The sequence below is a fragment of the Pseudolactococcus piscium genome, assembly GCF_002441695.1.
Lineage (GTDB): Bacteria > Bacillota > Bacilli > Lactobacillales > Streptococcaceae > Pseudolactococcus > Pseudolactococcus piscium.
In genome coordinates this window covers 65,027-78,638 of the sequence record NZ_JXJW01000014.1, presented here as the reverse complement: position 1 = coordinate 78,638, position 13,612 = coordinate 65,027, and the positions used below count along the sequence as shown (strand labels likewise).

At 40.0% G+C, this 13,612-nt stretch carries 14 protein-coding genes; 13 read left to right on the top strand and 1 reads right to left on the bottom strand.

The genetic code is table 11. The features are described from left to right. Positions 1–257 precede the first annotated feature (257 nt). The 8 genes from RU86_RS07835 to pgmB all read left to right on the top strand — a co-directional run bounded on the left by RU86_RS07835 (position 258) and on the right by pgmB (position 8,647). Positions 258–1,730, top strand: coding sequence for a BglG family transcription antiterminator (locus RU86_RS07835; RefSeq protein ID WP_096814833.1), 1,473 nt, complete (start codon positions 258–260; stop codon positions 1,728–1,730). Further along, entirely contained in the window at positions 1,730–2,194 is a 465-nt protein-coding gene (locus RU86_RS07830) for a PTS sugar transporter subunit IIA (protein WP_096814832.1), read from the top strand. Before RU86_RS07835 ends, RU86_RS07830 begins: the two co-directional genes overlap by 1 nt. An 18-nt stretch (positions 2,195–2,212) precedes the next feature. Further along, complete coding sequence (locus RU86_RS07825; protein WP_096814831.1) at positions 2,213–2,527, top strand: PTS fructose transporter subunit IIB; 315 nt, start codon at positions 2,213–2,215, stop codon at positions 2,525–2,527. Between the two features lie 25 nt (positions 2,528–2,552). Further along, entirely contained in the window at positions 2,553–3,644 is a 1,092-nt protein-coding gene (locus tag RU86_RS07820) for a PTS fructose transporter subunit IIC (protein WP_096814830.1), read from the top strand. Positions 3,645–3,711: 67 nt separating this feature from the next. Continuing rightward, positions 3,712–4,614 (top strand): ketose-bisphosphate aldolase, encoded by a 903-nt coding sequence (locus tag RU86_RS07815; RefSeq protein ID WP_096814829.1) that lies wholly within the window; start codon positions 3,712–3,714, stop codon positions 4,612–4,614. Positions 4,615–4,955: 341 nt separating this feature from the next. Further along, positions 4,956–6,320 (top strand): MFS transporter, encoded by a 1,365-nt coding sequence (locus RU86_RS07810; RefSeq protein ID WP_096814828.1) that lies wholly within the window; start codon positions 4,956–4,958, stop codon positions 6,318–6,320. Positions 6,321–6,338: 18 nt separating this feature from the next. Next, positions 6,339–8,009: a glycoside hydrolase family 3 N-terminal domain-containing protein gene (locus RU86_RS07805; RefSeq protein ID WP_096814827.1), complete on the top strand. Its 1,671-nt coding sequence runs from the start codon at positions 6,339–6,341 to the stop codon at positions 8,007–8,009. Next, the gene (pgmB, locus tag RU86_RS07800) at positions 8,000–8,647 is read left to right on the top strand and encodes a beta-phosphoglucomutase (protein WP_096814826.1); all 648 of its coding nucleotides are present in this window, start codon (positions 8,000–8,002) and stop codon (positions 8,645–8,647) included. Before RU86_RS07805 ends, pgmB begins: the two co-directional genes overlap by 10 nt. Before the next feature lie 53 nt (positions 8,648–8,700). Here the strand turns inward: pgmB and RU86_RS07795 are convergent, their stop codons facing one another. Further along, positions 8,701–9,543 carry a helix-turn-helix domain-containing protein gene (locus tag RU86_RS07795; RefSeq protein WP_096814825.1) on the bottom strand — a complete coding sequence of 281 codons (843 nt, stop codon included), beginning with the start codon at positions 9,541–9,543 and terminating at the stop codon, positions 8,701–8,703. A 340-nt stretch (positions 9,544–9,883) separates the two neighbouring features. On the opposite strand from RU86_RS07795, the gene xseA reads away from it, so the two are divergent. The 5 genes from xseA to RU86_RS07770 are packed head-to-tail and all read left to right on the top strand — an operon-like array spanning position 9,884 to position 13,533. Further along, positions 9,884–11,209: an exodeoxyribonuclease VII large subunit gene (gene xseA, locus RU86_RS07790; protein WP_096814824.1), complete on the top strand. Its 1,326-nt coding sequence runs from the start codon at positions 9,884–9,886 to the stop codon at positions 11,207–11,209. Beyond that, positions 11,209–11,436: an exodeoxyribonuclease VII small subunit gene (locus RU86_RS07785; protein ID WP_096814823.1), complete on the top strand. Its 228-nt coding sequence runs from the start codon at positions 11,209–11,211 to the stop codon at positions 11,434–11,436. Before xseA ends, RU86_RS07785 begins: the two co-directional genes overlap by 1 nt. After that, positions 11,426–12,298, top strand: a complete 873-nt coding sequence (locus RU86_RS07780; protein WP_096814822.1) for a polyprenyl synthetase family protein — start codon at positions 11,426–11,428, stop codon at positions 12,296–12,298. Before RU86_RS07785 ends, RU86_RS07780 begins: the two co-directional genes overlap by 11 nt. Continuing rightward, complete coding sequence (locus tag RU86_RS07775; protein ID WP_096814821.1) at positions 12,291–13,112, top strand: TlyA family RNA methyltransferase; 822 nt, start codon at positions 12,291–12,293, stop codon at positions 13,110–13,112. Before RU86_RS07780 ends, RU86_RS07775 begins: the two co-directional genes overlap by 8 nt. Then, positions 13,099–13,533, top strand: a complete 435-nt coding sequence (locus tag RU86_RS07770; protein ID WP_096814820.1) for an arginine repressor — start codon at positions 13,099–13,101, stop codon at positions 13,531–13,533. The genes RU86_RS07775 and RU86_RS07770 overlap by 14 nt, the downstream gene beginning before the upstream one ends. Positions 13,534–13,612 lie beyond the last annotated feature (79 nt).

Sequence of the window (13,612 nt, the reverse complement as noted above, 5' to 3'; positions counted from 1 at the left end):
TATTTCCCACACAATTTGACAAAGAGCCGAAAAAGTACAATGCCAAGTAGGCTTGTGCTTTTTTTTATGTCTCAAGCGATATAAAGACCTGTGAAAATCGTATATGACTAAGAGATAGTATCTGTTAAACTCAGCTATAAAGCATCAATATTAGCCAGTCGCAAGTTGTCGATAACTTGCGACATGTCTAGACTAATGGACAGAGTAAAGTTAATGACAAGAGAATAGCTTGCTATACTATAAGTAGAGGAACGAATATGAAATTAACTGATCGAGAGGAAGCAGTCATCAAGGTGTTGTTACATGCCAAACATGGTGTAACTGCAAGTGAGTTGTCTAGTGCGTTAAACGTGTCATCTAAAACAGTATATAGGACGGTTAGCGCCATTAATGAAAAATATTGTCATCATGACTTGATTAAGGCCAAAATCGGCATTGGATTTGAATTAGATTATGACAATTATCTGGAGGATAGTCAGTTAGCTACGACAAATAGATTGGCTGTAGGGCCTAAGGAACGCAGAGAAAAAATGTTACTACAGCTAGTCTTAAAATCACCCTATCCAACAACTGTGGACGCTCTCCTAGCAGCAGCTTATATCAGTCAAACAGTTTTGGCAGGAGATATGAAGCTTATGACTCAGGAATTAACGCATTATGACTTGAGACTTGTCAAAAAAAGTAGCACGCTATATGTGGCTGGTAGTGAAGTAAATCTTAGACGACTTGCTTCAGCTATTATTCATCATCAGTTTACAGAAACAGGCAGTATGACAAGCTTGGAGACCATACAAGCTATGGATGAGGCGTTCATCAAGTCGATCATCACCTTCATCGAAGGGGAAATGGCTGGACTAATCTGTCATCCTTATAATCATAATATATATATTCATCTCTATATTATGATAGCAAGAGTTAGAAAGGGGGTCTTGTATCCTGATAAAGAGAGGGTAGAAATCAACCAATCGGAAACAACGCTAATCCAGGCCAATCATCAGGTGTATGTCATCGCCCAAAAATTGATTCAAAAAGTTAGCAACTACTTAAATACGCCTTTATTAGATATAGAAGTCCTGTACGCTTTTCAACTCCTGATTTCATCCAGAATTGAAAATGATCGGTTACTCTTTCATATCACCCAAGATAACGGGGTCGCAATCACGACGTACTTGATTAAGGAAATGAGTCAGATAAGTGGCTATGAGTTGTATCATCAAGACAACTTATCCGAGTTGTTGATTCATATCAAGCAGATGTTGTTTAGGATCAAACACGGTATTGTTGTTAGTAATGCCATGCTATCTGATATAAAACGACAATACGCAGACTTATTTAGTGCTTTAACAGATACGGTTTCGAAAACGATTGACGTCTTTCACTTATCAAGCATATCAGAAGATGAAATCGGCTTCATGCTTGTTTATTTTATCAAGTATATTGAACTGTCAAAGAGTCATAAAAGAAAAGTCTTGATTGTCTGTCATAATGGCGTTGGCACATCTAGTTTTCTTAAGGCAAAGGTCAATAAAGTATTTCCAGATTTAGAAGTGCTGGATATTATTTCTAAACGGTATCTTGATCACCATCAGAAAGCCTATGCAAATATAGACTTGATCATTACAACATCTAAAATCAAAGAGAATTATGATACGCCTATGATTTTAGTTAACAGCATCTTGACAGCTCAGGATGAAGAAAGAATTAGAAACTACTTAGGAGAATTGGATTGATGAATGTAGAGAATGACATCACAAAAATCATAACAGAAGAGCAGATATGCTTAAACTTACAGGGGACAAGTAAACATGAGGTGATCGATGAACTATCTCAGCTACTCTATGATAATGCCTTAATTTCTGATATAGCCGAATTTACCAAGGATGTCTTGTTCCGGGAGAGTGAGGGGATTACAGGATTAGGTGACGGGATTGCGATTCCGCATGGCAAATCAGATTATGTCTTGAAAACAGCTATTGTGATTGGCAAGTGCCACTCACCAGTCGTTTGGGAGTCTCTAGACAATCAACCAGTGGAGTTGATTATTATGTTTGCAGTTAAAAATGTCGATGCGACGACCTTACATATCAAACTCTTACAGCAAGTCGCTGCCATACTGGCTGATGAAGATAAGATTAAGCAGTTGAAAGCCAGTCAAACGAAACAGGAAATAATGGCCTTATTGGCTAATAGATAAATAATAAAAGGAGAAAAGATGAAAATTGTTGGTGTAGCAGCGTGTACATCTGGTATAGCCCACACGTACATTGCTAAAGAAAAACTAATCAAAGCTGCAAAATCACTAGGCCATGAGATCTGGATAGAAACACAAGGGACGATCGGTGTGGAAGATGCCCTCACCACAAACCAGATCAGAGATGCAGATGTTGTCGTCCTGGCCATAGATATTCAGATATCTGAAAAAGAACGGTTTGCAGGCAAAAAAATCATCGAAATCCCTACAGGTAGGGTGATTAAATCACCTGTAAAAATTATACAGAAAATAGAAGAAATGATAAATGACGCATAATACTTAATTTGTAAGGAGGTCACATATGTTTTCGAGAACTGAAATAAAGAAACACGCCATGACAGCAATTTCATATATGCTCCCATTGATTGTTGCATCTGGTTTGTTAATTGCTATAGGCAACTTGATGGGAGGTGCAAATATTACAGATAAAACGGTTAGCATGACGATACCAGATGCCTTAACGTCACTGGGTGTATTAGGGATGGGTCTGCTACCAGCTTTTATATCTGGCTATATCTCTTTCTCTATTGCGGATAGACCGGGGATTGCACCTGGCTTTTTGATCGGTCAAATTGCCGCCTTTTTAGGCGCGGGCTTCTTAGGCGGGATGCTTGGCGGTTTCATTGTCGGCTACACTGCCTTACTCATAAAAGAGAAGCTAAAAGTACCAAAATGGGCAGTCGCCTTGATGCCGATGATGATTATTCCAGTCCTATCTGCCATTATCGCAGGCTTAATCATGTACTTTGTCGTGGGTGGGCCTATTGTATGGCTGACTGAAGGATTGACCGCATTGATTAAGGGATTAGATACGTCCTCAAAAGTTTTATATGGCTTTGTGATCGGCTTTCTAGGCTGTTTTGATTTGGGTGGTCCGATTAGTAAAGTCCCGAATTTAATCTGTGATGGCTTGCTACTAGAAGGTATAAAAGGACCAGAAGGAGTCAAGGTCTTAGCTGCCATGGTACCGCCGATTGGCATCTCTATATCCTTGGTGTTTTCAAGACTATTTCATAAAAATATTTACTCGGATCAAGAAATTGAAAACATTAAAGTCGCCTTTCCCATGGGATTATGTATGATTTCTGAGGGTGTCATTCCCATCGCCATGAATGATATCGTAAGAACCATATGTGCGACGTCTATCGGGTGTGGTATCACGGGTGCCATCAGCTTTTCTCTAGGTGTAGAGAGTGGTGTACCATCAGGTGGGGTATTTGTCATACCAGCGATGACCAATCCATTATTTGCAGTGTTTGCCTTGCTGACAGGTTCTCTCGTTACAGCAACGATCTTAATCATTATCAAAAAAGAAAAGAAAGCAGGTGATGATCAGGACTTAACCGCATCCGATGAAGCAGCCTTAGATTTGTCTGATTTTAAATTTAGTTAAGGTTGATAAAATCGACCTTTATCAGTGAAAATGCTATCAAAATGGATAGTTAGAAAAGAGATGAAACATGCTAATTAATATGACACAACTACTAGAAATCGCCCAAAAAGAGAAGTTTGCTGTAGGTGCATTCAATATATCTGATAATGCCCTGTTCCAGACTGTCGTAGAAACAGCTGAAGAAAATATGGCACCAGCGATTATTGAAGTGCATCCGACTGAGTTAGCCTATGCCAAAGACGACTTTTTCAAATATGTTGTGGCAAGATTGTCTAATTCACCAATTCCCTTTGTCTTACATTTAGACCACGGAGACACCATTCAAAATGTGCTACGTGCAATTCGCTGTGGCTTTACATCAGTCATGATAGATGGCTCCCTGCTTTCCTTTGCCGATAATGTCGCCCTCACAAAAGAGGTGGTCCATATTTGTCATCAGCTAGATATCTCTGTAGAAGGGGAACTTGGTACGATAGGCGCAATGGGTGATACCTTTGAAAAAGGTGGCGATGCAGTGACAGGTGTTGCCTATACGGATCCACAGGATGCCAAATTATTTGTTGAACAAACTGGCGTTGATACGCTTGCAGTCGCAATCGGTACCGCTCATGGTATCTATCCAGATGGGTTCGAGCCGAAATTGAATTTAACTATCCTCAAACAGATTAAAGAAACAGTTGCCATACCACTAGTGCTACATGGTGGATCGAATAATCCTGACTCAGAAATTTCATCTGCAGTATCTTTAGGCGTACAGAAGGTGAACATCTCATCTGATTTCAAGAGAGAAATCTATAAAAAATTAGCAGAGATATTGACCACAAAAGGTGGTTGGGATCCAAATAATTTATTTCCAGATGCGATACTAGCAGGTAAAAAAGTAGTCAAACAGAAAATGGAGCTGTTTGATTCAATCGACAAGGCGCACTTATATGAGACTGTCAAACCATGGCGGATGGACAGTTTATAAGGAATAATTGACTTAAGATAAGTTAAGTTGCCTTTCTCGCTAAATCAGCTGCTAAACTTAGGCCCGCGATATGATAACTGTGAGCCATTCAGACAAGATTACGGTCTTGTCTTTTTTTGTTGCCTTGATAAAAAGTGGGTAGTTCTCAAAAATATGAGTGGCTCACAACGCCCATTATCGTGTCAACTGTGCTGTTACTTGTTTTAGATAAGAAGCTAACAATCAGCTATTTAGTCTATTTAGCAAGTTTTAGTTTCTCATTTAAGAGAATAATTAAGCATTCGACGTTAAGTGCTTGTGCTGGTGCTAAACTTGAGATATAGAAAGAATGGAGGAAAAATATGTATAGTTTTAATAAAATCATTCGTGATTTCACGATGGGGGGTATCGGTCAAAATCTGGTATATGCCTTCATCTCCGCTGCTTATCTCTTTTATTTTACGGAAGCAGTTGGGTTCTCAGCAGCAACTGTTGGGACGATTTTACTAGTCGTTAGGATCGTCAGTCTCTTTATCGATCCTTGTGTTGCAGTGTTGATTGAGAAAACAAATACAAAATGGGGGAAGTATAAACCTTATATTACAGTGATGCCTGTGATGATCAGCTTGTTACTGGTGGGTCTCTTCTTTCAACCCAATATCAGTAAGGAGCTGCACTTAATTTATATCTACGTCATGACCATTCTATTTTGGGCTGCCTATGCTTTCTTTGATATTGCCTACTGGTCGCTTGTACCATCGATCACAAAAGATGCTGAAAAGCGTGTCAAACTACTGACCATCTGTAAATCAGGCATTCTCTTTGCGGCATTTGGGTTAGGAATTGGTCAAATGCCCTTGGTTCATTTGTTAGGTCAAGGGAATTATGGCAAGGGATTTTCTATGCTATCTATCATAGTGGCTATCGTATTCAGTGTCGCTGGTTTGATGTTATCTAGAACAGTATCTAAGTTTAACGACATCAGCACGGGATCAGCTAAGGCTAAAAAAGCGACAGATAAGATCACTGGTAAACAAATGATTACAGCATTAAAAGGCAATGGCCAGCTAATTGTGTTGACTTTTGCTAAGTTAGCCATTTATATTCCGATTGCCGTCAAGAGTGCCCTGGGGATTTATTTCTACAAGTACCAACTCGGTAATGATAGTCTAGGGTCATTTGGCTCAATGGTTGCTTTACCCCTGACTTTGATTTTGATTTCTGCTTGTCCTAAATTATTAAAGACATATAGTGATAAACAAGTCATGAGTTTATTTGTTCTGGTTCAAATGCTATTGTGTGTGTGCTATATTCTGACGACAGATTTGTCTGCTTTTTATATCGTAATAGATGGCATTTCAAGCGCGCTTTTGGGTGTATATTCCCTTTTCTTTACCAATATGGTCGCAGCTTGTGTTGAGTATGGCGAATGGAAAACAAAAATTCGGACGGAAAGTGTCATCTTTTCTACCAATACGATCACTTCTAAACTTGCTACTGGCCTATCAGGAGCAATCGCTGGCTGGGTGCTGACAGGTATTGGCTATAATCCAAATGCAGCTCAAACCCCTCAGATGTTAAGTGCCCTGCATTACGTCCTGGTCTTTGTCCCAGCTATCGGCTTACTCATCGGCTTCCTTATATTACGAAATTATATTTTGACTGCTGATATGTATCAAAAAATAGTTTCAGACTTATCTCAAGGTAAATACGATAGTCGTCCATAATTAGAAAGAGGTTCCCTTATGAATTCCCTAGATATACTTCAAACAGCACCATTTAACCTATCTACCAAAAGTGCACAAGAGATAATGCATCAGATTGCGAATATGTCTTTAGCTGATAAGGTTGGTCAATTATTTTTCCTACTACATTTTGATAAGACAGCGCATGGTGATATGTTTGATATCTGCAAAAAATATAAACCGGGTGGCTTGATGTTTAGACCAACAAATGAAGATGTGACCAAAGCCTTGGTCACGTTTGCTGAAAAAGAGATGGCAATCATGCCTTTCTTTTCGGCAAACATAGAAAGTGGCGCTAATGCACTGATTGCTGAAGAGACAGGTTATGGCAGTCCTATGTTACTTTCAGCAACAAATGATGATCAGCTAGTTACGCAGGCAGTAAGCGATATGGCAAGTGTATCTGCATCGGCTGGTGCTAACATGACCTTTTCACCAGTTGTAGACTTACAGCTGAATCCGGATAACCCGATTACCCAAACCAGAAGTTTTGGTGATCAGGTTGATCAGGTCATTCGGATGTCGGAACAGTTTGTCAAGGGATTTCTACAACATCAAATCTTGCCTGTCATCAAGCATTTTCCAGGTGATGGTATAGATAACCGAGACCACCATCTATTACCTTCTGTAAACAGTTTGTCATTTCCGGAGTGGCTGGCAACCTATGGCAAAGTTTATAAAACCTTGATTGATCAAGGTGCACCTTGTATCATGGCAGGGCATATTTTGTTACCAGATTATGAGCGAACTCAGTTTCCAGATATAGCAGATCATGAGATGATGCCTGCCACCTTATCCTCACATCTATTACAAGACTTATTAAGAAGGCAACTAGGCTTTAATGGTCTCATCATTACAGATGCCTCAACTATGGGTGGCTTTAATAGTTTCTATCCACGAAAACAGGCGGTTGTTGAAACAATCAAAGCAGGCTGTGATATGCTTTTGTTTACGACAGATTTAGCAGAAGACTATCAAAGCGTCTATCAAGCAGTTGAGACTGGAGAGATTAGTACAAGGCGTTTAAATGAGGCACTTGTTCGTATTTTAGGGGCCAAAGCGATGGTAACGGACAAAGAAAAAGCGGTATTGCAAACGAATAAGCAAGATGCAAATGCATTAAAAACATCAGTATTTGACAAGGGCATCACACTAGTTAAAAATGAGATCGCGTTTAAAAAACTAGAGGTAGAAAAGCACAAAAAAATATTACTCTTAGACTTGCATAATGGTCATTCGGTTAGTCAACAAGTGATTAAGCGATTAACAGAGGCAGGATTCCAAGTGACAAAACCAGAGAGCGATGATGTCGCCTTTGGATTTGAGGCGATGATGGGGTCTCGTCAAGCGATGATGAAAAAATATGACCTCATTTTGTATACGCTGAATTATCAAGTCAAAAGTAATCAAACGACCAACCGAGTCTCTTTTGGGCAACCAATGGGACAGTTTTTACCACTATTTTTAAAAGAAATTCCGACAATTATGGTCTCATTTGGCAATCCTTATCATTTAGAAGATGCACCACGTGTACCAGTTTATATTAATGCCTATAGCGATCAAGAAGGTGTAGTATCCGCGACACTGGATAAGCTATTAGGGAAAAGTGAGTTTAAAGGGGTGAGTCCCGTGGACGCCTTTTGTGGGAGGTTTGATACGAGATGTTACTAAAAGCAATTCTATTTGATTTAGACGGCGTGATTACAAATACAGCAGATTGCCATTTTCTAGCTTGGCGTTATTTAGGTAGACGCTATCGACTTATTGTCAAACCTAGCATGGAAGTCGCGCTAAGGGGCATCCCTAGACTGGCTGCTTTAACCTTAATTTTAGAGAAAAACAAGGTGCGTCACAACTTTTCAGATGCTGAAATGAGTCGATTATGTGAGGAGAAAAATGCCTATTATAATCGATTAATCGCAAAAATGTCTGAAGCTGACATCCTACCTGGCATATTAGATTTTCTAAAAGCATGCAAGGCTAGTGAGATTAAGTTAGGGCTAGTGTCGTCAAGTCTGAATGCACCAAAAATTCTAGAGAAACTTGGCTTGACAGCTTATTTTGACTGTATCGTTGATCCATCGACTGTAGCTGAGGGAAAACCGAGTCCAGACATCTTTCTAAAAGCTGTCACACAGCTCGGTGTCTCCGTGACAGAGTGCATTGGTATTGAGGATGCGGCTTCTGGCATAGCAGCAATCAATGCTGCAGGTATTTTCTCTGTTGGGATCGGTAGTGAAAAAGTACTTTCAAAAGCAAAGTTGTTACTCAGGAACACGTGTGAATTATCACTTGAGTTGTTTAACTAAAGAAACACCTTTTACCAGATATTCGCCTGGTAAAAGGTGTTTTTGTGAATTGACTAGCTATTGATGATCGTTTTAAAGGCTTGGGTGATATACTCTGCCATATCAGGCGTTTCAATCTCCTTGATAAGCTCAACACATTTGGTAATCTGTTGCCTGCCAGAAGCAGCATCTTCAAAACGATAAGTCCAGAAGCCGATGGTTAGATTTTTAAAATTTTGATTTGCCATGGTATGGTGCACCTGATAACTATCGATTCGATTAAGGAGGTAGAGACTCCCGTCCTGATCTCCCCTACTGATGAGGACGTTTGCAGCCCGATAACCAAGATCTAGGAGTTTGGTTCTGTATTTTGGAATATTAAAGAAATGAGGATTAGACATGAGACACCTGTTAAATAAATAGATCACTTCCTCAGACTCTAGATGGAAAACAGTATGAAAAAGGATATGGAGTTCATAATATCCCCACAACTCGATTTTATAAAGAAAGTCTCTGATATCATCTAGCCCCTCAGACGAGCTCAAGCTTTTAAATTCAGAATTATAGCTAGCATAACGTGCAGTTAAAGATAAAATAAGCTGATCATCTTCAGCTAATTCCTGCGATAACGTAGAGAGTGCTTGTTGCTCCCCTCTGATAGATAAATCAAAGATATCATCAGAAATCGCTTCTAGATTGCTTAATGAAAAATGATTGAGGTGGTGTTCAAACTCCTCAAGACTAACATCTAAGCTTTGTAGTGCTAGCGTGAGTCTCTCGAAGCTCATCATCGTCTCACCGCGCTCAAATTTGGCCAAAGCTGCTTTGGAAATACCTAGTGGTTCAAAGTATATCAAAGGTAGGCCTCTTTGCTTTCTTAACTTTCTAAAGACTTGTCCATATTTTTTGTAGACCATCTATTCACACTCTCATCAGGAGAACCATCTAGCTCCCCATATTATTTTTCTCCCATCCTTATTCCATGGTAACACTTTATGAAAACGCTGTCAAAAAGGATTAACTGATAGGCATAGTGCTTGATAGATTGATTATCAATTTGAGTTAGGCATAGCAAGTTGCTTCCAAACAAATAAACAGACTAGTCACGAGTTACTATGGGTCAAGGTAAATGGGCTGACCATCTTATTTGTTTAGGCTATCAAAGCACAACTAAGCCTGATACAAAAGATAACCTTGCGTGAGCTGGGATAGAATCAACATGAGTTTTTAAGGATTTTTTGGTATAATAGAAGGACTATGACAGAATATTTGACTGTATCAACGTTAACTAAATATTTGAAAACCAAGTTTGACCGTGACCCATACTTGGAACGGGTTTTTTTGACGGGTGAAATTTCAAATTTCAGACGACGTCCTAAACACCAATATTTTGCCATAAAGGATGAAAAATCAGTTATCCAGGCGACCATGTGGGCTGGGGTCTTCTCTAAATTAGCCTTTGACTTAGAAGAAGGCATGAAAGTTAATTTGGTTGGTCGTGTTCAGCTTTATGAACCTGGTGGGTCATACGCCATCATTGTCGAAAAGATGATACCAGATGGTGTTGGTGCCCTCGCGATTAAACTTGAGCAACTTAAGAAAAAATTAACTGCCGAAGGCCTATTTAATCCTGATTTTAAACAACAGATTCCTAATTTTTCCAGAAAAATTGGTGTGGTAACCAGTCCTAGTGGCGCCGTGATTCGAGACATTATCACGACAGTTAATCGCAGGTTTCCGATGACAGAGATTTTACTGTTTCCTGCAAAGGTACAGGGGGTAGGAAGTGCTGAAGCAGTGGCAGCTCGGATTAAAGAAGCAAACCAGCGCACTGACCTAGATGTGTTGATCATCGGTCGTGGTGGTGGCTCTATAGAAGATTTATGGGCTTTTAATGAAGAGGTTGTGGTGAGAAGTATTTTTGAATCTCGCATTCCAGTCATCTCTTCAGTGGGTCATGAAACAGATACTACCCTAGCTGATTTCGTAGCAGATAGACGAGCAGCGACACCGACTGCGGCAGCGGAGCTCGCGACACCCAATACAAAAGTTGATATTTTACAATATTTAGCAACAAGTGAGACGAGATTGACCAGTATGACACAGCGCTATATCGTCAAACACCAAGATGGATTAACCAGGTTACAAAATTCGGTCGTCTTTCGACAACCTGAGCGCTTATATGACAGTTACTTGCAAAAGGTGGACAGTCTGACAACTGAGTTAAACAATCGATTACGTCAACAGATTCAAAGTGATCGACAAGAACAGAGCATACTGACAACGCGGTTGATGAGTCTGCGACTAGATCAAAAATTAGTGACCTTGCACCGAGATCTTGCAAGTGACACAGATGCCTTAAAACGCAACGTACTGACTTATTTTGAACAACAAAAGCATCGTGCTGAAAAAGCATATGATAATTTGTCACTCATAGATCCGATCAAAATCGTTAAACGTGGCTTCTCCATCGCTAGAACACAGGATGGTGACGTTATCAAATCAGTTAAAGCTGTCACAGACAAGCAAGTGTTAGACTTAGAAGTATCAGATGGTAAAATTAAAGTAGAGGTAAAAAAATAATGGCTAAAGCGATTGAAACAGTGACTTTTGAAGAAAATCTTGGGGCGTTAGAAGACATTGTCAAACGATTAGAAAATGGAGATGTTCCTTTAGAAGAGGCGATTGCTGAATTTCAAAAAGGCATGAAACTCTCTAAAGCCTTGCAAAACACCTTAAAAGCGGCAGAGGAAACCTTAGTAAAGGTAATGGCTGACAATGGAACTGAACAAGAATTCGATGGAAAATAAGACATTTTTATCTGACTTAACGGCTACTTTCAATACATTTTACGCATCTGAAGCATTGGTTGATCATTTGACGCAGAGTATTCAGTATTCACTTAATTCAGGTGGTAAACGGATTAGACCTTTATTTTTATTAGAGACTTTGCAGGGGTTTGGGATCACATGTACAACAGCACATTTTAAAGTTGCTGCTGCTGTAGAGCTAATCCATACAAGTTCTTTGATACATGATGACCTGCCGGCCATGGATGATGATGATTTTCGTCGTGGACAAGCAACTAATCACAAGGTTTATGGCGAAGCCCAAGCAATTTTAGCTGGAGATGCCCTTTTATTAGACCCTTACTTATTACTAGCTGAATCTGGCCTACCAGCTCAAGTCATCGTGGCATTAGTAGCTGAACTGGCTTATGCTTCAGGTAGTCATGGCATGGTAGCAGGACAAGTATTAGACATGGATGGGGAGCATCATAGCTTAACATTTGAAGCACTCAAACAGATTCATGCTTTGAAAACAGGCAGAATGCTTACTTTTCCTTTCGTTGCGGCAGGGATCATTGCCCATCAGTCTGCTGAGGTGCTTGTCCTACTTCGCACCTTAGGTGAAAAAGTTGGTCAAGCCTTTCAGATTCGGGATGACATTTTAGATGTGACTGCAACATTTGATCAACTAGGTAAAACACCTGGCAAGGATCTTGTCGCAGACAAGTCTACGTATGTGAAATTATTGGGGCTTTCAGGGGCTAAAGCGGCCTTAGCTGAGAATTTAGCGGATGCTACGCAGTTATTGACTGAGATATCTGATCAAACTCAGATGACATCAGACACTATTTTAAGACAAATTGAAAGATTAAGAATTGACTAAAGAACGAGTAGATGTCCTAGCTTTTAATCAAGGGCTATTTGACACAAGAGAACAAGCAAAACGCGGTGTTATGGCTGGTATCGTGATGAATGCACAAAATGGTGAGCGGTTTGATAAGCCGGGAGAAAAAATCTCTGATGAATTAGAACTGGTCATTAAAGGGGAAAAGCTCCCCTACGTAAGCCGAGGTGGCTTAAAGTTAGCAAGAGCACTAGCCTATTTTGATTTGAGCGTATCAGATAAGGTTGCGATCGATATCGGGTCATCGACAGGTGGTTTTACCGATGTCATGCTGCAAGATGGTGCTAAACTTGTATATGCCGTGGATGTCGGCACCAACCAATTAGCTTGGAAAATCAGACAAGACAGTCGTGTTGTGGTTATGGAGCAGTTTAACTTTCGGTATGCACAAGCTAGCGAGTTTGCGCATGGCTTACCTGCATTTGCATCAATCGATGTCTCTTTTATCAGCTTAGCCCTGATTTTACCGGCTTTATACGATATTTTAATCACGGGTGGTCATGTGGTTGCACTTATCAAGCCGCAATTTGAGGCAGGCCGTGAACAAATTGGTAAAAATGGGATCATAAAAGATGCGCGCATTCATGAATCTGTGATCGAACAGGTTGTCGTGATGGCAAATGGTCTCGGATTCTCAACACTTGGCTTGACAAGTTCTCCAATCAAAGGAGGACATGGCAATATTGAGTTTCTGCTACATTTGTCAAAAGAAACAGCAGCTGTTGATCATGTATTAACTGATGTTAAAGCAGTTGTTGCTGATGCCCATGGAGAATTAGATGAAAAAAAGTGAGCGAATTAACTTAATTAAGGATATACTCGTTGCGCGTGAGATTATGACGCAGGATGATCTGGTAACTGCACTTCTGGATTTAAATGTTGAAGTGACCCAAGCAACTGTTTCCCGTGATATGCGGGAATTAAGATTGATCAAAGCGCCTGCAAAAAATGGTGGGTATCGGTATGCCTTACCAGAAAGCTATCTCCCGAATTCTGACGAAGAATGGTTCAAGTCTGTTGTTTTAGGCATCAAGATACTTGGCAATCAGTTAGCCATCAAAACGAGTCCAGGATCTGCCATGATACTCAAAAAAAGGTTGTTGTCTCAATTTGATACTATGATTTTTACAGTCCTTTCAGATGATGATACGATTTTATTGGTGGCTTATTCTGAAGATAATGCTGAGAAAATATATGACCGCCTAGCGAATTAAAGGGGTCAAAGCTGCATGTGCTAGAAGTAGGCATGGGCTTAATTAAAATGACAAAAAGCCGATTATCAGGGGCTTTATC

What these genes read in the sequence shown, in the direction of transcription:
- RU86_RS07835 (WP_096814833.1), top strand. Translation starts at nt 258, where the DNA reads ATGAAATTAACTGATCGAGAGGAAGCAGTCATCAAGGTGTTGTTACAT.
- RU86_RS07830 (WP_096814832.1), top strand. Translation starts at nt 1,730, where the DNA reads ATGAATGTAGAGAATGACATCACAAAAATCATAACAGAAGAGCAGATA.
- RU86_RS07825 (WP_096814831.1), top strand. Translation starts at nt 2,213, where the DNA reads ATGAAAATTGTTGGTGTAGCAGCGTGTACATCTGGTATAGCCCACACG.
- RU86_RS07820 (WP_096814830.1), top strand. Translation starts at nt 2,553, where the DNA reads ATGTTTTCGAGAACTGAAATAAAGAAACACGCCATGACAGCAATTTCA.
- RU86_RS07815 (WP_096814829.1), top strand. Translation starts at nt 3,712, where the DNA reads ATGCTAATTAATATGACACAACTACTAGAAATCGCCCAAAAAGAGAAG.
- RU86_RS07810 (WP_096814828.1), top strand. Translation starts at nt 4,956, where the DNA reads ATGTATAGTTTTAATAAAATCATTCGTGATTTCACGATGGGGGGTATC.
- RU86_RS07805 (WP_096814827.1), top strand. Translation starts at nt 6,339, where the DNA reads ATGAATTCCCTAGATATACTTCAAACAGCACCATTTAACCTATCTACC.
- pgmB (WP_096814826.1), top strand. Translation starts at nt 8,000, where the DNA reads ATGTTACTAAAAGCAATTCTATTTGATTTAGACGGCGTGATTACAAAT.
- RU86_RS07795 (WP_096814825.1), bottom strand. Translation starts at nt 9,543, where the DNA reads ATGGTCTACAAAAAATATGGACAAGTCTTTAGAAAGTTAAGAAAGCAA.
- xseA (WP_096814824.1), top strand. Translation starts at nt 9,884, where the DNA reads ATGACAGAATATTTGACTGTATCAACGTTAACTAAATATTTGAAAACC.
- RU86_RS07785 (WP_096814823.1), top strand. Translation starts at nt 11,209, where the DNA reads ATGGCTAAAGCGATTGAAACAGTGACTTTTGAAGAAAATCTTGGGGCG.
- RU86_RS07780 (WP_096814822.1), top strand. Translation starts at nt 11,426, where the DNA reads ATGGAAAATAAGACATTTTTATCTGACTTAACGGCTACTTTCAATACA.
- RU86_RS07770 (WP_096814820.1), top strand. Translation starts at nt 13,099, where the DNA reads ATGAAAAAAAGTGAGCGAATTAACTTAATTAAGGATATACTCGTTGCG.